Source organism: Acinetobacter sp. Ac_5812, assembly GCF_013072695.1.
Taxonomy (GTDB): domain Bacteria; phylum Pseudomonadota; class Gammaproteobacteria; order Pseudomonadales; family Moraxellaceae; genus Acinetobacter.
Genome location: NZ_LXUK01000005.1, coordinates 17,732 through 35,275 on the forward strand (window position 1 = coordinate 17,732; position 17,544 = coordinate 35,275).

At 41.1% G+C, this 17,544-nt stretch carries 22 protein-coding genes; 12 read left to right on the plus strand and 10 right to left on the minus strand.

What is annotated here, in order from left to right; genetic code table 11:
* Window positions 1–10: 10 nt before the first annotated feature.
* From A7P55_RS03500 to A7P55_RS03535, 8 genes are all read right to left on the minus strand, one after another.
* The gene (locus tag A7P55_RS03500; RefSeq protein ID WP_171551111.1) at window positions 11–1,354 is read right to left on the minus strand and encodes a sphingomyelin phosphodiesterase; all 1,344 of its coding nucleotides are present in this window, start codon (window positions 1,352–1,354) and stop codon (window positions 11–13) included.
* A 358-nt stretch (window positions 1,355–1,712) separates the two neighbouring features.
* Window positions 1,713–2,132: a roadblock/LC7 domain-containing protein gene (locus tag A7P55_RS03505; protein WP_004652554.1), complete on the minus strand. Its 420-nt coding sequence runs from the start codon at window positions 2,130–2,132 to the stop codon at window positions 1,713–1,715.
* A gap of 22 nt (window positions 2,133–2,154) precedes the next feature.
* A complete protein-coding gene (locus A7P55_RS03510; RefSeq protein WP_004802616.1) occupies window positions 2,155–2,697 on the minus strand; it encodes an ATP/GTP-binding protein in 543 nt (180 codons plus the stop codon).
* A gap of 8 nt (window positions 2,698–2,705) precedes the next feature.
* Complete coding sequence (locus A7P55_RS03515) at window positions 2,706–3,674, minus strand: hypothetical protein (RefSeq protein ID WP_171551112.1); 969 nt, start codon at window positions 3,672–3,674, stop codon at window positions 2,706–2,708.
* A gap of 154 nt (window positions 3,675–3,828) precedes the next feature.
* Window positions 3,829–4,188, minus strand: coding sequence for a hypothetical protein (locus A7P55_RS03520; RefSeq protein WP_004802620.1), 360 nt, complete (start codon window positions 4,186–4,188; stop codon window positions 3,829–3,831).
* A gap of 387 nt (window positions 4,189–4,575) precedes the next feature.
* Window positions 4,576–5,238: a hypothetical protein gene (locus A7P55_RS03525; protein WP_171551113.1), complete on the minus strand. Its 663-nt coding sequence runs from the start codon at window positions 5,236–5,238 to the stop codon at window positions 4,576–4,578.
* 15 nt (window positions 5,239–5,253) lie between these two features.
* On the minus strand, window positions 5,254–5,679 hold the full coding sequence (locus A7P55_RS03530; RefSeq protein WP_004802623.1) for a ClpXP protease specificity-enhancing factor: 426 nt from the start codon (window positions 5,677–5,679) through the stop codon (window positions 5,254–5,256).
* Between the two features lie 14 nt (window positions 5,680–5,693).
* The gene (locus tag A7P55_RS03535) at window positions 5,694–6,353 is read right to left on the minus strand and encodes a glutathione S-transferase N-terminal domain-containing protein (protein ID WP_171551114.1); all 660 of its coding nucleotides are present in this window, start codon (window positions 6,351–6,353) and stop codon (window positions 5,694–5,696) included.
* A gap of 127 nt (window positions 6,354–6,480) precedes the next feature.
* Here A7P55_RS03535 and A7P55_RS03540 point away from each other — a divergent pair, with 127 nt between their 5' ends.
* The gene (locus A7P55_RS03540) at window positions 6,481–6,879 is read left to right on the plus strand and encodes a hypothetical protein (RefSeq protein WP_171551335.1); all 399 of its coding nucleotides are present in this window, start codon (window positions 6,481–6,483) and stop codon (window positions 6,877–6,879) included.
* A gap of 64 nt (window positions 6,880–6,943) precedes the next feature.
* On the opposite strand, the gene rpsI is transcribed toward A7P55_RS03540, so the two are convergent.
* Together rpsI and rplM are read right to left on the minus strand one after the other, a co-directional pair.
* Entirely contained in the window at window positions 6,944–7,330 is a 387-nt protein-coding gene (gene rpsI, locus A7P55_RS03545) for a 30S ribosomal protein S9 (protein WP_004775642.1), read from the minus strand.
* Between the two features lie 12 nt (window positions 7,331–7,342).
* Entirely contained in the window at window positions 7,343–7,771 is a 429-nt protein-coding gene (gene rplM, locus A7P55_RS03550; RefSeq protein ID WP_004802631.1) for a 50S ribosomal protein L13, read from the minus strand.
* A gap of 266 nt (window positions 7,772–8,037) precedes the next feature.
* Between rplM and A7P55_RS03555 the strand changes: the two genes are divergently transcribed.
* From A7P55_RS03555 to A7P55_RS03605, 11 genes are all read left to right on the plus strand, one after another.
* The gene (locus A7P55_RS03555) at window positions 8,038–8,658 is read left to right on the plus strand and encodes a hypothetical protein (protein ID WP_171551115.1); all 621 of its coding nucleotides are present in this window, start codon (window positions 8,038–8,040) and stop codon (window positions 8,656–8,658) included.
* Between the two features lie 77 nt (window positions 8,659–8,735).
* Window positions 8,736–9,704 carry a 4-hydroxythreonine-4-phosphate dehydrogenase PdxA gene (gene pdxA / locus A7P55_RS03560; RefSeq protein WP_171551116.1) on the plus strand — a complete coding sequence of 323 codons (969 nt, stop codon included), beginning with the start codon at window positions 8,736–8,738 and terminating at the stop codon, window positions 9,702–9,704.
* A gap of 31 nt (window positions 9,705–9,735) precedes the next feature.
* Window positions 9,736–10,548, plus strand: coding sequence for a 16S rRNA (adenine(1518)-N(6)/adenine(1519)-N(6))-dimethyltransferase RsmA (gene rsmA / locus A7P55_RS03565; protein ID WP_171551117.1), 813 nt, complete (start codon window positions 9,736–9,738; stop codon window positions 10,546–10,548).
* Window positions 10,548–11,387, plus strand: coding sequence for a symmetrical bis(5'-nucleosyl)-tetraphosphatase (locus A7P55_RS03570; RefSeq protein ID WP_171551118.1), 840 nt, complete (start codon window positions 10,548–10,550; stop codon window positions 11,385–11,387). Before rsmA ends, A7P55_RS03570 begins: the two co-directional genes overlap by 1 nt.
* A gap of 476 nt (window positions 11,388–11,863) precedes the next feature.
* Window positions 11,864–13,135 (plus strand): glycosyltransferase family 1 protein, encoded by a 1,272-nt coding sequence (locus A7P55_RS03575; protein WP_016162564.1) that lies wholly within the window; start codon window positions 11,864–11,866, stop codon window positions 13,133–13,135.
* Between the two features lie 39 nt (window positions 13,136–13,174).
* A complete protein-coding gene (locus A7P55_RS03580; protein WP_171551119.1) occupies window positions 13,175–13,726 on the plus strand; it encodes a phosphatase PAP2 family protein in 552 nt (183 codons plus the stop codon).
* 96 nt (window positions 13,727–13,822) lie between these two features.
* Window positions 13,823–14,023, plus strand: a complete 201-nt coding sequence (iscX, locus tag A7P55_RS03585; RefSeq protein WP_004652532.1) for a Fe-S cluster assembly protein IscX — start codon at window positions 13,823–13,825, stop codon at window positions 14,021–14,023.
* Window positions 14,024–14,130: 107 nt separating this feature from the next.
* Window positions 14,131–14,562: a nucleoside-diphosphate kinase gene (ndk, locus tag A7P55_RS03590; protein ID WP_004652531.1), complete on the plus strand. Its 432-nt coding sequence runs from the start codon at window positions 14,131–14,133 to the stop codon at window positions 14,560–14,562.
* A gap of 121 nt (window positions 14,563–14,683) precedes the next feature.
* Complete coding sequence (gene rlmN, locus A7P55_RS03595) at window positions 14,684–15,919, plus strand: 23S rRNA (adenine(2503)-C(2))-methyltransferase RlmN (RefSeq protein ID WP_171551120.1); 1,236 nt, start codon at window positions 14,684–14,686, stop codon at window positions 15,917–15,919.
* Between the two features lie 17 nt (window positions 15,920–15,936).
* On the plus strand, window positions 15,937–16,743 hold the full coding sequence (gene pilW, locus A7P55_RS03600) for a type IV pilus biogenesis/stability protein PilW (protein ID WP_216077959.1): 807 nt from the start codon (window positions 15,937–15,939) through the stop codon (window positions 16,741–16,743).
* Window positions 16,734–17,528 (plus strand): helix-turn-helix domain-containing protein, encoded by a 795-nt coding sequence (locus A7P55_RS03605; protein WP_171551121.1) that lies wholly within the window; start codon window positions 16,734–16,736, stop codon window positions 17,526–17,528. Before pilW ends, A7P55_RS03605 begins: the two co-directional genes overlap by 10 nt.
* The last annotated feature ends 16 nt before the right edge of the window (window positions 17,529–17,544 follow it).

The window sequence follows — 17,544 nt, forward strand, 5'->3', positions numbered from 1 at the left end:
CGAATTCCGTTTATGGGCCGTAATTAAATTGCCCCATCACAGGGAAGTGATCTGAAAGATCCCAAGTCATATACAGTGGGTCCGCTGTGGTACGTAAGATACGCACATCGTTACGAGACTGAGTTGGTTGACGGTGGTTATTTGATGCCACCACATAGTCTAGATATTCGACTGTTGCACCACCTGAACCTGCTGCTCCAGCCAACTTATTTACGCGTGGGTCAAAGGTCGATTCAGTATAACCTGTGCTTGGTGCTGCGGTGGCATTCAGATTGGTCAACATGTCTTGATAATCTTGCGGCCATAACAGTTTATTCACATTGAAATCACCGCCCATGAGTACTGCATCAAAACTTGGAATATTTTGTTGATTGACCAATTGGCGAATTTGTTTGAACTGAACCTGACGCAATGCGCGTGCTGCATCGGTATCAAAAGAAGCGGTATGCGTAGAGGTCACATGATAGGCCTTACCATTCTTAATGATTTCTGCATACAACACACCTTTATCCGCAAAACAATCAGTTCCTGTACAGTCTGGATAAATCAATTGTGCCGTTTTGACGATTGGATAACGGCTCACAATCACCAAACCGCTGTCGAACAAGTTATAGCCAGAACCGACTGGAATATGAGTTTGATATGGGTACTGTTGAGCCAGTTGATTCAGCATGCCAGTACGCGATGAAGCAAAGGCTTCTTGCATCATAATCACATCGTAGCCGTTTAAATGATTTGGTAATTCAGCCAAGCGTTCGCTGATTTTACTCGCCACCATCGGCAGGGCATAAATATTATAAGTCATTACCTTGAGCTCATCGGCACTGGCTGAAACAGGCTCTTGAAGCGTGTTTTGATGAATAGTGTAGTGAAAATCATCATAACCTCCCGTGTACTCAGCTTTCACTGCTGCTTGGGCTGATAAACCAGCATAAGTTGTGCTAATACGGTGTACATCACGATCTGAATACCAAGGTGATGTTGTGGTCGCCGTTTGAATCCCATGTTTAATATTGCTGCCCGACCAAGTTCCAGTCATGGTTTGTTTTAAAGTGACTTGTGAATTGCCACTGCTGAGAACGGTATCAAAGTTATAGGTTTTACCGGATTTGATCCCGGTATAACGGTTGATACGTAATACCCGTTTGGTCTCGTAGGGTGCAAGTTGAGTCGCTTCCTGCGCCCATTCATTGCCTTGCTGTAAGCTTGCCCCAGTTTGATTGACTTGTATTGATACGGTTTGTGGCGTGGTATTGGTCACAAACACGTAGGAATCAGCCAAGGTCTGTTGGGTAGAAAAACCACTGATTAAGAGCGCGACCCCTGCGCCTAGTTTTAAGCTCTTCAGCTTCATCTTTATCTCTCCATAGTGCTTAATAATATCTGAACAAATACAACCTTTCATTGTTGAAATTATTCATTTGTGAAAATTTTATGATTGTTATTTGTTCGAAAATTATAATAATGAAAAAATATTGCTAAATCATTTAAATTTCTAACCGCTCATCTGATGTTTTAAAAAACAATATTTTATTCCATATTTTTGGCTGAAATAGGGATTTTTTAACAGATTGGGATAGTTATTTAGTGAAATATATGAAAATTAATGATTCAAAAAAGAAAATTGAAAAGTAATCTATTTATTATAGAGGCTATAAATGAACAAAATCTGACAAGCTTGCGATGCCTGTCAGATTTTATGATGAGAAAAATTAAGCTTGGTCTGCGTCGACGATTGCACTGCTGGTTTGTTTCAAACTATAGAGCAGTTGTCCTAACAAGACATCTTTATTACTTAAAGTCACCATGACCATGGGATGATGAGGGGCAGGGATTGAAGTCAGAATGGCCTTACCATTTTCAGCATCCAAGGTAATACTTTGGCAGCCTGTCAGCTGGATTTCATTGAGAAAAGCGGTGACCATTGCCAAGATTGAACTACTGACAGCTGCCAGTTTGGTGCTGTTATAAGGGTTCTTCTTGTAAATGGAGGCAAGCTCAAAGCCATCGGTAGAGCAGAGCATAATATAATCGACGCCTCGGATATTGGTTAAAATATCATTGGCCTGCGCTTTAGCAAACTGAATCAGCTCTTTGGGTGCTGTACGTTGCTGACTAGGAATACTGAACATAATTCTTCTCTTTATAAAGTAATTAGTTTGTTGCTTTTAAATTGACTTCTAATGCTGCTATGAGAGATTCAATCATCAGCAAAATATGTTCTTGTTTACGGGCATCAATAAAAAATAAGGGATATTGGTAGTCATTTTGAATTAACCACTCGCGATAGATCGTGGTCGGTTGCCCTTTGTTTTCATCCACGTGGGTGATGCCGATTGAAATATTTTGGGTATAGTCCTTAAAGGTATCCAGATACCCCTCAAGTTCTTCGATCGGTACTTTACTGTTGTGGTCAACCAGTAAAATAACCCCCAAAGCGCCTTGGCAAATCACAGGCCAAATAAAATCAAAGCGTGATTGGCCTGGGGTGCCATATAAGCCTACTTTTACACCGTCATCTAAAGTAATCTCACCATAATCAATACCCACCGTAGTTTGCATTTTATTATGGGCCTGACTATCTGTATTGAATGCTTCGGTCGCGAGGACAGGAATTTCTGAAAGCGATTTGATTGCTTCGGTTTTCCCTGCGCCCATGCTTCCTGCAAATACAATTTTATATTGTTGGAGAATCATATCAATCCTTAAAGCCCAAAGCGGCGTCTGATCTTGCCGAAAAATTTATTTAAAAAGCCTTGTTGTTCAATTGTTTGTTCAGTCTTTTCAATTTGTAGGTAATGACTTTCTGAAGCTGGGATAATGCCGCCATTGTCTGAAATAATGCAGGCAGCGATAAATTGTTGAACCGTTTGAATAGGAAGTTTTAATTGTGTTGCAACTTGATAGAGTTGGGCTCCTTGTATAAAGCAAGCAGAAAGCAATAAAGTGGTTTTACGGTCAGTGCCTTGAGCTGGCTGTGGCCAATATTCAATTTTGTAGTATTCATTTTCATTTGGGGCTAAACGCTGAAACTCGAGTGAATGCCAGAACAGATTCCATAACCAATCTTGCAGGTTATATTCAACTTTGCGAGAAACTTTGGTGAAGTTTGAGGTGGTCGCAAATTCATATTTAAAACTATGGTTGGTTTGCGTGTGGGTGCGGGTTGGTTCTAGCCATGCAATTTGACTTCGCGTATCAATAATGGCCAAAGTACCGTGATCATCAAACAAATGTAGACGGGCATTTTCAGGATTTAACATGTCGGTTAAATACTTTTCATTGATGGCATTATGTGTAGAGGTCGATTCGATCTTCGGTTGTTGCGCCTGTTGATGGGTGATATAGCTTAAAAGGCGAAGATGAATCCAGTTTTTTAATGCATCGGTATGCTGAAAAGGCAAGTAAAGCGTATTGTGTTCTTCTATATGTTGTGAGCCTTCTCCTTTTGAAATTTTTAAACAGGGAAGTTGTTTTTGTTCTAAAATACGTTGAATACCTTCGGTTTCAAAAAAATTTTCATTTATTAATAATAAGTCGATATTGGGATCGGCAATATTGATCCAGTTAATGCCAAATTCATGAGGTATTGTTTTTCTAAGTTCTATTTTTAACTCATCTGAAACTTTTAAACTTATACCTGAAATTGCGATATTAATGCAATGTCCATTCATAGTATCACTTTAATATTTTATAAAATATTGGACTGCACAAAATTAGTCTAATACTAAAGACTGATAATAGACCGCTTGCATATTTATATTTTCTTATAATGAAAATATTAAATATACAAGAAGTCTAATATATTAAGTATTTTGAAATTTAGAATTAAGCAAAGTCTAATTCTTTTTCAAATGTTTTTAATTCGTGGCGAGCCATCGCAAGGTTCGATTTACTGCGATCTAATACGAGATAAAGGAATAAGTTGCCATTGCTTTCTAATGGACGGATTAAGTGGTATGCCTTGCCAAGTGTAATCAGAATATCTTCGATGTCATCGTTTAGTTTTAGTGAGTTAGCTACACGGCGTTTTGCTCGAATAACTTCGGTATTACCCGCAGCTGCCAGTTCTAAGTCGATTGAACCCCCACCTTGAGTTGCTAGTGCCAAACCACTCTCTGTATCTACTAATGCTGCTGCAACGAACCCATCAATATTTGTTAAGCTTTCTAATGAAATTTTAGCCATGATTTTATCTCTACTAATACATCTTTGTTTATGAAGTTATATTCGCCACTTCTGTTTTTGATTAGTTTTCAAAAGTAGTTAATCTCATTATAGGAAACTCTTTTATTAAATCAATCATGCTTTAAAATAATTGAATTGACCGATTTGCTAATAATTGACAATTTTTGTCAAACAAACAAATAAAAATACTAATTGAGGATTGGAATTTATTTTTAGTGTGATTTTATTCACATTAATATCGGGTTTTAAATACTTGCTTTGATTGTAAATAAATGTAAATTATTTTTCATTAATATAGATAAATTGATTTTTTAAATAAAATTAATTTTATAATAAGTCTATGATAAAGAAAGCAATCGTGCTTTCTTTATCATTTAAATGATGAGATTAAACGGAAACCAATTGGCAATATGAACAATACAAAAAGATCAGAATGACCAATGCCACCAAAGGGGAAACAATATAGGCCCAAGTTGGAGTTTCTGGAATTTCGACTTCGATCGTAGGCTCATCATCATGCGCAGCAGGTTGTGCTTGATGAACCATTTGATTGAATTCTTGCATCGTTGCTTCAAGTGATACTTCTTGCTGAATAACCGGCTTCGAGCCAAGTAATTCTGTGAGTTGATTGGTTGACCAAACCCAGTCTTCTGCTTGTCCAGATAGATGCTCAATCTGACCCAATAAAAGTTCTGTTAGTCCTGTTTGCCCAAAGCTACCTGTCTGATCAAGCTGTTTCAATTCAGTTAATTGTAAGGCCAGTACATCTGACAGGCTTTTTTCCAATTCAGTTGCTTTCAGTGCCGATTGATTATGAGCTGAAGTGGTGAGATGGCGAGCAACCTCTTGAATGTAAAGAGGATCGGCAGTATGGACTTCTTGATAGAGTTTCTGTGGATTCTGTTTCCATAGACTAATCAATTGTCCAAGTGCTAATACGTTTACTTCATCAATATATGTTTGTTTTTCTTTAAGAGAATATTGACCAAAAAGTTGTGGTTTTTGAATTTTTATTTGTTCAGAAAAATATTGAACTAAATCAAATGCCATCGTGATGATCCTCGCTTAATCTAAAATTCTTAGTGAAGGTTTCTTTTTCGTTGGTTCAGTTTCTTGCTTTGTTTCATCGATTGATGCCGCTGTAGAGTCTTCGATTTCTGCATATTCAGAAGCATCAAAAAACAAGCCTTGACCATTTTCTCTTGCGTAAATACCTAATACAGCACGAATCGGCACATAAATTTCTTTTGCAACGCCACCGAAGCGAGCAGAGAAGGTAATCGCTTCATTACTCATATGTAGCTGATGAATTGCGTGTGGAGCAAGATTTAAGACAATTTGACCATCCTTCACAAATTGTAAGGGAACATCAGTATGGGGTTGCGTCGCATCCACCAATAAATATGGTGTCAGTTGGTTATCGCAAATCCATTCATAAATGGCACGAGCAAGATATGGGCGTGTAGGTGTAAAAGTTATTTGCTCAGACATAATTGAAAAACTTATTAAATCGTAGAAATCAATTCATTGTAGCTGTTTTTTTCTTGAGCTGTCATTGATTTAATGAACGATGGTCGGCTAAAGATACGATGGCAATACAAGAATATAGGTCGACAGTGCTGTGCAGGGAGTTCAACCCCCATACTTTTTAGCCTTAGGAAGATTGGAGCGAGCATACAATCTAAAATTGAAAAAGTTTCCGACATAAAAAATGGAAAATGCTGAAACAGTGGGGTGAGAGAAATTAGGGTATCCCGAAGTTCTTTCTGTGCTTTTTGCTTTTGCAGTGGGTCTACCGTATCAGTATGTCTCAGCATATGATCGGCAAGTTTGAACCAATCTTGTTCAAAGCGCCAGATGTATTGGCGTTGCTCGGCACGTGCCATCGGGGCATCGGCATAGAGTTTATTTTGACGATAGCGATCATCTAAATATTCAGCAATGACATTGGCTGAAAATAGCTTTAGGTTTTGCTCAATCAACATGGGAAGTTGATTGTAGGGATTGAGATCAGCTAAATCCTCATCCTCATGATCAGTAATAATCAGTTGGTATTTGATTTGTTTTTCAGCAAGTAAAAAACGAATCCAGTGGGAACGGAAATCATCTGCATGACTATAAAGCGTAATGCCTTGGACAGGGGTTGGGGGATTTTCTAAAGACATAAGTCCAAAAAATTATGGTTGACTGTTTAGAATACTAAAATTAACGTTGGAAATCACTTAAAGCTGAATAATATGCTTGTTACGGAATAGATTTATGATTCAACAAGTTCAAAGAGAGAGAAAGGGAATGAAACAATACGACGTTGCTGTACTTTGTGCTGCATTATTACTGGGTGGTTGTGCGAACTCACCTACAGGATCTGGGCAGGGCAATGTCTCATCAGTAGAGAGTGGAGCTGCTGCTGATGCTGTGATTGCTGATGCGGCGGATGATGATAGCGGGCAACAATATGGTGGGATCAAAAAACAGTATGTGGTCAAAGGGTGTCAGGTCACTCTTTATAATGATGGTCCAATCCAGATGGTTCATGAAAAAACGGGTCAACCGTGTAACGCACCAATCCCGAAAGATCATCAATTTTCTAAAGTGAGCAAGACCTATACACAGAATGGCTGTAAGATCACTGAGTTTGCTTCTGCCGATGGCACTGGTGATGCGATCATGGATTGTTCTAAAAAGAAATAATGAAACGCGGGCAATAAAAAAACCTCGGATAAATCCGAGGTTTTTTGTCCAATTCGTAAAACGATTAACGTTTAGAGAATTGAGGACGTTTACGAGCTTTACGTAAACCAAGTTTCTTACGTTCAACTTCACGAGCATCACGAGTAACGAAACCAGCTTGACGAAGAGCAGGTTTTAAGTTTTCGTCAGCAGCGATCAATGCACGAGTAATACCGTGACGGATAGCGCCTGCTTGACCACCAATACCACCACCTTTAACAGTGATGTAAAGGTCAAATTTTTCAGTAACTTCTAAAAGCTCTAAAGGCTGACGCACAACCATACGAGCAGTTTCACGACCGAAATATTGCTCAAGTGTACGGTTGTTAATTACGAGTTTACCTGTACCAGCTGATAAGAAAACACGTGCAGTTGCGGTCTTACGGCGACCTGTACCATAATTAGTAGCCATGTGCTGTATCCCTTAGATGTCCAAAACTTGTGGCTGTTGAGCAGTATGAGGATGCTCAGTACCAGCGTACACTTTCATTTTTTTGATCATTGCATAACCAAGAGGACCTTTTGGTAACATACCTTTAACAGCTTTTTCTAAAACTGCTTCAGGTTTGTGAGCAATTAACTTCTCGAAGTTAGTCTCACGGATACCACCAGGGAAACCAGTATGGCGATAATATTTCTTATCAAGCGCTTTTTTACCAGTCACTTGAACGTGTTCAGCATTGATCACAACGATGTAGTCGCCTGTGTCAACGTGAGGAGTATAAGAAGTTTTGTGCTTACCGCGTAAACGACGAGCGATTTCAGTCGCAAGGCGACCTAAAGTTTTGCCAGAAGCATCAACAACATACCAGTCGTGTTGAACTTCAGCTGGCTTAGCGCTGAGAGTTTTCATTTAAACCACTACCTATTATAGTTGGTTTGGACGGTGAAATCTGTCCAAACAAAAGGAGACCGAATTCTACATGGATTTATAAAAATGCACAAGAAAAAATCACCTGAAAGGTCAGAAAATGCTGCAATGTGACTGAATTTGTAAGTAAGGCGACCTTTATTGATGGCAACATTATTTGCCTTGTGAGGGGGGCAGATTTGACCTATTATTTTTTAGCAAACGTTTGAAATAAATAGAAGTATTAAGCTTTTCTGCTGGGGAATTTGATGAAGTTGTCGTTTTCTACAAAAATTGTTGTAGTTACATTATTAATAGGTGTTTGTTCTACACAGACAAATGCACGACGGCTTTATAAGTGGGTGGATCAAACCAGCGTCACCAATTATTCAGAATTTCAGCCCAAAGAGGGAACCAGCCGAAAATTAGAGGTTCTGGAAAGTCTAGGCAATGATCACGTCGACCCCGCTATGGCTGTAACGGCTGAGATGAAAGCGATCGAGATCCCTGTCGATCAACTCAATCTTCATGGGCAAGCTGCAAATACAACGGCTCAGCAACCGATGACACAAACTGTGGTGAAACAAGGGTCAATCGCAGCACCTTATGCTCGACCTGTAAGCACTGTGGTTGCGCCAACTCCTGTGGAGAAGAAAGAGACTCAAGTCGTACAAGTGGCTGAAAAGAAAGAAGCTGTTAGCAATCCATTGGCAGATAAATCCGCGAGTGCTGTAGCAGTCCCTGAGAAAAAAGAAGAAGCAGTGACGGTACAGGCTGAGAAGAAAGTACAGCCCAAAATTAATCCGTGGACACGCAAGGTCGAGTTTGTACCTTCGAATCTAGTGCCACAAAACTTACCCAAAGCGACCACAAATCCCGAAGTAAAGTAAATTATAAAAAATGAAAGGCTATAGCTCGTTTTAGATTTTGGTTACACTAGATGTAATCAAAAAGATTGGCGATACCTATGCTCCCTTTATATGTCACTTCAGGCGAACCTGCAGGAATTGGCCCAGACATCTGCCTGAGTTTGGCAGAGCGTGTAGATGAGCGGCCCATTGTTATTTTGGCTGATATGCAAATGTTGCAGCAACGCGCCAATCTTTTAGGTGTTGATGTTGAACTGATTGCTTATCAAGGACAGACTGAATCTAGTTTGCTGGGACAACTTTTTGTTGAACATGTGCCTTTAGCTAAGCCTGTTGTGTTGGGACAGTTAGATTCAGCCAATGCCGCTTATGTACTGGAACAATTACGCCGTTCAGCTGATTATGCAGTGTCTGGACAGAGCGTGGGTGTTGCAACAGCGCCAGTGCAAAAGTCGATTATCAATGATGCGGGCATTGCATTTAGCGGGCATACCGAATATTACCAAGAGTTTGCTGGCATTGATCGGGTGGTGATGATGTTGGCCACCAAAACATTGCGTGTTGCCTTGGCGACGACACACCTACCTTTGCGGGATGTAGCTGATGCAATTACACAACAGCGCCTACATCAAGTGATTGATATTCTGATTCATGATTTAAAAACAAAATTTAAAATTGCTCAGCCACGTATTTTGGTCTGTGGTCTGAATCCACATGCTGGTGAAGATGGCTATTTGGGTCGAGAAGAAATCGAAGTCATTAATCCTGTGCTGGAAAGTTATCACGCACAGGGGATTAACATGAGCCTCAGTTTACCTGCGGATACCTTGTTTACCCCAGAAAATCTAAAAGATGCCGATGCTGTTCTAGCGATGTATCACGATCAAGGTCTACCTGTGTTAAAATCACAAGGCTTTGGTGAAGCAGTTAACATTACATTAGGCTTGCCATTTATTCGGACTTCGGTCGATCATGGTACAGCACTTTCTCTTGCAGGCACTGGACAGGCGAAAGCATCAAGCTTACATGTCGCAGTGGATTTAGCACTTGATTTAGCCCGTCAGTGATGGGCAAGAAATTATTCACGTTGGAATTATTATGTATCAAATTAATGCCCTGAACCCTAAAGATGAAGGGCATCAGGCCCGAAAACGTTTTGGTCAAAACTTCTTACATGATCAACGTGTGATTGCCAAAATTGTACGCTCGGTGAATCCGCGTGCGGGCGAAAATATTGTCGAAATCGGACCGGGTTTGGCAGCATTGACTTCACCTTTAATTGGCGAATGTGACGCGTTGACGGTGGTTGAACTGGATCGCGATTTGGCCGCGGGTTTACCGGGGCGTGTGCCACATCCGGAACGTTTGACGATTATTGAAGCCGATGCGTTGAAATACGACTTCACACAACTGTTTCAAGACGGTCGTCCGCTGCGTGTGGTGGGTAATTTACCTTATAACATTTCAACGCCACTGTTGTTCCATCTCTTGGAGTTTGGTGACAAAGTCAAAGACATGCATTTCATGCTGCAAAAGGAAGTGGTTGATCGTATTACGGCAACACCAAACACCAAAGAATATGGTCGTTTATCGGTGATGATCCAGTATTACTGTAAACCAACCTTCTTGTTTGAAGTGCCACCGGGCTCCTTCAATCCGCCACCGAAGGTAACTTCAGCCGTTTTCCGTTTAGAGCCATATGCAACTAAACCGATCGTGGCAAAAAACGAGAAAGCTTTAGCGCGTTTAGTGGGGCATGTATTTACCCAGCGTCGTAAGACCTTACGCAATAGCTTAAAAGGCATGTTGGTGGAAGATGGCTTTGAGAAAGCAGGGGTTGATCCGATGGCACGTCCAGAAACCTTAAGCCTAGCTGACTTTGTCGCGCTTTCTGATCAGATGGTGTCTTAATGCCTAAACGCTATAACTATGTCATTGGTGATGTGCAAGGCTGTTTTGAAGCACTGAAAGCGTTGCTGAAAGAAATCCGCTTTGATCCAGACCAAGACTTTTTATGGTTTGCGGGTGATCTGATTGCACGTGGTGAAAACTCGGTGGGCGCATTACGCTTTATTAAAAAACTGGCGGATCGCGGTGCTGCCGCAACGGTGTTAGGCAATCACGACTTGACCTTGATTGCCTGTGCCCGTGGTTTTAAAAAGGCCAAAGACAAAGATCATACTCAAGAAGTGATTGATGCCATTGATGGCGATGAGTTGATTGATTGGTTGCGTAAACAACCGTTAAGCCTATCTCCGAATGCACAGACCTTGATTACCCATGCAGGTGTGCCATGTATCTGGAATGCCGAAAAAACGGTGGCATTGGCACAAGAAGTCCAACAGGTGGTGGGTCATGACGATCTCTCGGTTTTGGATAGCTTTCTTGCCGAGATGTATGGTTCACAACCTGATGTGTGGTCAGATGAACTTACAGGTATGGCCCGCTTACGCTGTATCACCAATTATCTTACGCGGATGCGTTTGACTGATGCCGAAGGTCGTTTGGAATTCGATTTTAAAGATGCGCTTGATGCACCAATGCCAGTAGGTTTCCAACCATGGTTTGAGTTTGAAAGTCAGGCAGCACAGACCCATCAGTTGATTTTCGGACATTGGGCAGCTTTGCAGGGCAAGACCATTAGCGCTCAAATTCAAAATGTCGATGGTGGCTGTGTTTGGGGACAGCAATTGATGGCGTTCCGTTTGGAAGATCAACGCATGTTTGCGGTGGACAATCCTTTAGCTTGAATAAGAGCAATTTAAGTTTGATCTAAATATTTTTATCTAGAGTTTGTTGGAAAAAATTATCTTAACGGAGTCTTGATAAATTCTCATCGGATTACAGAATCAGCCTGCGGCTCGCCCTACTTTTCTTTTGGGAAAAGTAGGCAAAACCTGAGGGGCGAGTAGCAAAGATTAATAATCTTTGCCGTACCGTAAGATGAAAGCTATGCTTGAGTCCTAAACTACGCACTTCGTTTATCTTGCGCTAAGGCAAAGCTTAATCGCTTTGGCTTGCGCAGGTTGCTGATGACGTTTCCGAGTATCATGTTTCTGATCAAACTTAGGTTAAGTATTTATTGTGTTGTGTGCAAATACCCAGTTTCAGACTGGGCATTTTTTATTTTAAGACTGTCAAAAAACTGTCATAGACTGATCATTAAAGTGTCAAATAATGTTTTTAAGCTGAAAGCATGAAAATAACGACACAAATGGATGGCGATATGCAAAGTACATACGCGACATCTCTATTCAAGCAAGAGTTTCCTGAAAATTTTAAATTTTACTTTAAAAGGAAACAACTCAAAAATAAACAAGATGAATTGTCTGAGCTCCGTGATCTCGTTCGTCCTCGTCTCCGAATTGCCATTGTAACCGAAACATGGCCACCAGAAATCAATGGCGTAGCGCTGTCGATGATGCAATTGTGTCAAGGTTTGCAGCGATTAGGGCATAAAATTTTGTTGGTACGACCAACCCAAAAAGCAGTCTGTACCGAATTTCATCCAGAACAAGAATGTTTGGTGATGTCACAACCGATTCCGAAATATCCAAGTATTCAGTTTGGTTGGCCGCAATATATTAAAGTGTCCAAAGCCTTTGAAAAATTTGCGCCAGATGTGGTGCATATTGTGACTGAAGGGCCTTTGGGTTTGACCGCCTTACAAGCAGCAAAATCAAGAAAAATAGCCGTCTCCAGTGGTTTTCATTCAGCCTTTCATGATTTTAGCCGCTTCTTTGATCTGGCTTTCTTGGTTAAACCAATTCAGCGCTATTTAACTTGGTTTCATAACAGTACCGATGTGACCTGTGTGCCAAGCCAATATACCGAACAAGCTTTACGTGGTTTCGGTGTGACTTGCCCATTGGTGGTGGTTGGACGTGGTGTGGATACTGAAAAATTCTCAGCGAAGCACCGTTCACAACAACTGCGCCAACAATGGGGTGTCGATGCTGATACCCGAGTGATGTTGTATGTCGGACGTTTATCACCCGAAAAAGAAGTCGATGTGCTGATTAAAAGCTTTCATGCATTACAGGCCCAACAAGGCAAAAATAGTAAGTTTGTGATTGTTGGTGATGGCCCAGATCGTGCCCGTCTGGGCAAGATGGCACAATCGGATGACATTATTTTTATGGGCAGTCTGAGTGGTCGTGAACTCTCGGCAGCTTATGCCAGTGCCGATGTTTTTGCCTTTGCCAGCCAAGCCGATACGTTTGGAAATGTGGTCTTAGAAGCAATTGCCAGTGGCTTAGCAGTGGTTGCCTATGATTATGTCTGCGCCCATCAGCATGTACAACCGAATGTGACTGGCTGGTTGAGTCCATTAGGACAAACAGATCATCTCATTCAATCGATTTGCCAATTACCTGCCTTGCCGCAATTACGACAAATGGGCTTATTGGCCAGTGAAAGTGTGCAGCAAAGTAGTTGGCAGTTTCCAGTACAACAATTAGAACAAGCATTGTATCAAGTCGTGAGGAGTCTCCCATGACCGCGACTTAAGCTACTCTCAAAAAAGAGGAGAAATCGTATGAATCTTCAAAATGCAAAAATAAAAATACTCGATTTAGATTTAAAGGGCTGTGTTTACCTCAATCACCTTTCTCAGTCACAACGGATCGCTTTATTTTTTAAAACGATCAGTCGTTTGGGGGATGGGCCATTTTGGTATGTCATGTTGTTGTCTGTATGGGCAATGCAAGGTCTGGCATACGGGCTGCAAATATTGTATGTGATTGCGGCAGGTTCTGTCGGAACCTTGATCTATAAGTTTTTAAAAAATAAAACTACCCGCCCAAGACCCTATCAAGTGCATCAAGTGATTGTCTTGGGTGAGCGACCACTCGATCATTTTAGCTTTCCATCAGGTCACACTTTACATGCGGTGATGGTGACCATCACTTTGGGCTATATTCAACCTCTACTATTACTGTTAATGCTGCCATTCACCATTTTGGTTGCCTTATCTCGAATGGTACTCGGTCTACATTATCCAAGTGATGTGATTGTAGGGGCAATGATAGGTGCATCGGTTGCCAGTGGTATTATCTTATTGGCTCCAACGGCCAATATCGCTTTGTAATGTGTTTTATCTCGAATTTAGTGACAGAACACTATCTCTTAAATTGCATGATTTGTTAAAGTACGCTCAATTACACATATTTATTTAGGTTATCATATGGGCTTACGTTGGACAGATACGATTGATATTGCGATTGAACTCACCGAAGCACATCCAGATGTAGATCCACAATGGATCCGTTTTACCGATTTACATGCATGGGTATGTGCTTTGCCTGACTTTAGTGATGACCCAAATAAGTCAACTGAAGGTTTGCTTGAAGCCATTCAAATGGCATGGTTGGATGAAGTTCGTTAAAAATTCGTCAGAAAACGCTTAAGTTTTGCATATTCAAGCTGATTATTAGCGATGACATCGGTATAATGCGGCAAATTTTTTAGTTTAAACCATAATAGGAGTCAATCATGGCGATTGAACGTACTTTATCTATCGTAAAACCAGATGCAGTATCTAAAAACCACATCGGCGACATCTTTGCTCGTTTCGAAAAATCAGGTTTGAAAATTGTTGCAACTAAAATGAAACACCTTTCTCAAGCTGATGCTGAAGGTTTCTATGCTGAGCACAAAGAACGTGGTTTCTTTGCTGACTTAGTTGCATTCATGACTTCTGGTCCAGTGGTTGTTTCAGTTCTTGAAGGCGAAAATGCAGTTCTTGCTCACCGCGAAATTTTAGGCGCTACAAACCCTAAAGAAGCTGCTCCTGGCACAATCCGCGCTGACTTCGCTGTAAGCATCGACGAAAACGCTGCTCACGGTTCTGACTCAGTTGCTTCTGCTGAGCGTGAAATCGCTTACTTCTTTGCTGATAACGAGATTTGCCCACGCACTCGTTAATCCAAAGTATTCAGACCAGATAAGTGGTATACTACTTATCTGGTTTTTTATTTCTTATAGCTTGTGTTGTGCGAATAATGCACAGCATTTTTTAGCGTCGATATTGTTTAGGTAAATATACATGAGTTCTGCAGTGGTCGTTTCATCAGAAAATTTAGATGAAAAACAACAGTCTGTTTCTACGCCTGTCGTTCATGCTGCCGAGAAAAAAGTAAATTTACTTGGCATGTCTCGAGCTGAATTAGAAAAATTCTTCGAAGGCTTGGGCGAAAAGAAATTTCGTGCCGGTCAGGTCATGAAATGGATTCATCAATATTTTGTGACTGATTTTGCTGAGATGAGCAATATCTCAGGTAAATTACGAGAGAAACTCGAAAAGATTTGTGAGATTAAAGCACCTGATGTGGTGCATCGTAACTATTCGAAAGATGGAACCCGTAAGTGGGTGTTCCGTGTAGGCGATGGTGACGGCTCTTTGGTTGAAACCGTATTGATTCCTGCGGAAGATAAAACAGGTGCACGTAAGACTTTGTGTATTTCATCACAAGTGGGCTGTGCATTGGATTGTTCATTCTGTTCTACAGGTAAGCAAGGTTTTCAACGTGATTTAACCCCAGCTGAAATCATTGGTCAGTTATGGATGGCGAACTATTCCTATATGGAAGAAGTGCCTGTGGCTGAACGTGAACGTACCGTGACCAATGTGGTGATGATGGGGATGGGCGAGCCTTTACTCAACTATGATGCTGTGCTCAGTTCTATGCAGCTCATGCTGGACGATTTTGCTTATGGTATGTCAAAACGCCGTGTAACCTTATCGACTTCAGGTGTCGTACCGAAAATTGATCAACTGGCGCAAGATATCGATGTTGCTTTGGCGATTTCCTTACATGCACCAAATGATGAATTGCGTAACGAACTGGTACCGATTAATAAAAAATATCCATTACAACAATTGATTGCGGCTTGCCAACGTTATCTCGCTAAAGATGGTAATGAAAGTTCACGTCGTCACGTCACCATTGAATATGTGATGCTCGATGGTGTTAATGATAAGCCTGAGCACGCGCAACAATTATTAAAACTGTTAAAAAATCTACCGAGTAAGATCAATCTTATTCCATTTAATCCGTTCCCGCATGCGCCGTATGGTCGCTCGAGTCGTAACCGAATTATTGCCTTCCAAAAAACTTTGTCGGATGCTGGATTTGTGTGTACGATTCGTCAGACACGTGGTGATGATATTGATGCTGCGTGTGGACAATTGGTAGGACAGGTTGCTGACCGTACTCGTCGTGCTGAACAATGGAAAAAGAAAGTGGCGCAACAACAAGAAATTTTGCGCACACAAGGATAATACTTGGGGAAAAGGCGTTGAATACCACTCGACCAAAAACGATTATTGCGACAGCTGTTGCGTTTACTTTACTTGGCCTAACAGCATGTCAGTCAACATCTTCAACATTAAAAAAAGATCCAGAAAAAGCAGTGCAAGTCCGTACCCAACTTGCAGCAGAATATATTCGCAATCGTGATTTAGACGCAGCCAAGCGTTCGCTTGACCAAGCCCTAAAAGTTGATTCTCGTGATGCCAATGCCAATATGATGATGGGCATTTTGCTGCAACAAGAGGGCAGCGCCAGTAATATGGAAAAAGCAGAGACTTATTTTAAGCGGGCAATTTCTGCAGAACCAGACAATGCGCAAGCGCGTAATAATTACGGTACATATTTGTATCAACAGCAACGCTATAATGAAGCGATTGAGCAATTTACCCGTGCGGGTGCAACTTTAGGCTATGAACAACGGTTTCAGTCGTTGGAAAACCTAGGGCGAATCTATTTGAAATTGGGCGATGTTGCGAATGCTGAAAAATCATTCAAACAAGCGCTACAAGCGAATCGAAATGCAACCATTTCAATGTTAGAGTTGGCGGAAATTTTCTATTTGCAACAAAATAATAGAGATGCGTCGCAACTATACGAACAATATGTTCGTAACGTGGGACAGAAAAACCAAGGTGCTCGGGCACTTTGGATTGGTCTACGCATTGCTCGAGCGAATGCGGATCAATTAGGAATGCAAGTGTTAGTCAATCAGCTACGTGCGCTATTTCCTGATAGTCCAGAATATCAACGTTATTTGCAATTACAGTACAGTACTGAGGCCGTATGGAAATAAATCCAAATTCACATCAGCCAACTGGCACAACCTCGCCATCGTCAACCTTAGGAAATATTCAACGACCTGGTGAGTATTTGCGTCAAATTCGTATTGCACAAAAGAAAGAAATTGAAGAGATTGCAAACGTATTGAATATGCCTGTCAAAACATTGACAGCATTAGAGCAAGATGATTATAAATCATTACCTGAAGCAACTTTTATCAAAGGCTATTATCGAGCTTATGCAAAGCATTTAAATGCAGATGCCAGTGCGATCATTCAGCGTTTTGATGAAATCTATGTCAATGATACTGGGCTGAAAGCCAGCCATGCCTTGAATAATTCTCCGATTAAAATTATGGGGAAATTATCAGGTTCGAAAAGTGTACGTAATCGTATCTGGTTAAAACGTATTGCAATCGTCGCGGCTGTTGCAGTTTTAGCGTGGTTGGCAGTCATGGCGGTGCAGAATTGGACATCAAGCCATAAAGATGAAGATGATGTGCCAAAGATCAAAAATTCGGATGTTCAGATTTTGCCGATGGGGAATACCACCACTGCAACATCTGGTGACCAATTGGTCTTGAATTTTAATCGACCAACTTCTGTGCATATTGTCGATGCAACAGGTAAAGTATTGGCAACAGGTCGTCAAGCATCGACTTTGACTTTAAGTGGCGAATCGCCATTTCAAATTCGTTTAGATGACGCGACCGCAGTAGCATTGACTTTAAATCAGGAGCAAATTTCCTTGTCTCCATATACAGTCAATGGAAAAGCAGAATTCCGTTTGTCTCGTTAATGCCAAAGAGTAGAGC

Coding starts and splice junctions, on each gene's coding strand:
- A7P55_RS03515 (WP_171551112.1), bottom strand. CDS start 3,674: ATGAATGGACATTGCATTAATATCGCAATTTCAGGTATAAGTTTAAAA.
- A7P55_RS03540 (WP_171551335.1), top strand. CDS start 6,481: ATGAAACAATACGACGTTGCTGTACTTTGTGCTGCATTATTACTGGGT.
- A7P55_RS03570 (WP_171551118.1), top strand. CDS start 10,548: ATGCCTAAACGCTATAACTATGTCATTGGTGATGTGCAAGGCTGTTTT.
- A7P55_RS03580 (WP_171551119.1), top strand. CDS start 13,175: ATGAATCTTCAAAATGCAAAAATAAAAATACTCGATTTAGATTTAAAG.
- A7P55_RS03500 (WP_171551111.1), bottom strand. CDS start 1,354: ATGAAGCTGAAGAGCTTAAAACTAGGCGCAGGGGTCGCGCTCTTAATC.
- rpsI (WP_004775642.1), bottom strand. CDS start 7,330: ATGGCTACTAATTATGGTACAGGTCGCCGTAAGACCGCAACTGCACGT.
- pdxA (WP_171551116.1), top strand. CDS start 8,736: ATGCTCCCTTTATATGTCACTTCAGGCGAACCTGCAGGAATTGGCCCA.
- A7P55_RS03525 (WP_171551113.1), bottom strand. CDS start 5,238: ATGGCATTTGATTTAGTTCAATATTTTTCTGAACAAATAAAAATTCAA.
- A7P55_RS03535 (WP_171551114.1), bottom strand. CDS start 6,353: ATGTCTTTAGAAAATCCCCCAACCCCTGTCCAAGGCATTACGCTTTAT.
- rplM (WP_004802631.1), bottom strand. CDS start 7,771: ATGAAAACTCTCAGCGCTAAGCCAGCTGAAGTTCAACACGACTGGTAT.
- A7P55_RS03605 (WP_171551121.1), top strand. CDS start 16,734: ATGGAAATAAATCCAAATTCACATCAGCCAACTGGCACAACCTCGCCA.
- A7P55_RS03505 (WP_004652554.1), bottom strand. CDS start 2,132: ATGTTCAGTATTCCTAGTCAGCAACGTACAGCACCCAAAGAGCTGATT.
- rlmN (WP_171551120.1), top strand. CDS start 14,684: ATGAGTTCTGCAGTGGTCGTTTCATCAGAAAATTTAGATGAAAAACAA.
- A7P55_RS03520 (WP_004802620.1), bottom strand. CDS start 4,188: ATGGCTAAAATTTCATTAGAAAGCTTAACAAATATTGATGGGTTCGTT.
- rsmA (WP_171551117.1), top strand. CDS start 9,736: ATGTATCAAATTAATGCCCTGAACCCTAAAGATGAAGGGCATCAGGCC.
- A7P55_RS03555 (WP_171551115.1), top strand. CDS start 8,038: ATGAAGTTGTCGTTTTCTACAAAAATTGTTGTAGTTACATTATTAATA.
- A7P55_RS03510 (WP_004802616.1), bottom strand. CDS start 2,697: ATGATTCTCCAACAATATAAAATTGTATTTGCAGGAAGCATGGGCGCA.
- ndk (WP_004652531.1), top strand. CDS start 14,131: ATGGCGATTGAACGTACTTTATCTATCGTAAAACCAGATGCAGTATCT.
- iscX (WP_004652532.1), top strand. CDS start 13,823: ATGGGCTTACGTTGGACAGATACGATTGATATTGCGATTGAACTCACC.
- A7P55_RS03530 (WP_004802623.1), bottom strand. CDS start 5,679: ATGTCTGAGCAAATAACTTTTACACCTACACGCCCATATCTTGCTCGT.
- A7P55_RS03575 (WP_016162564.1), top strand. CDS start 11,864: ATGCAAAGTACATACGCGACATCTCTATTCAAGCAAGAGTTTCCTGAA.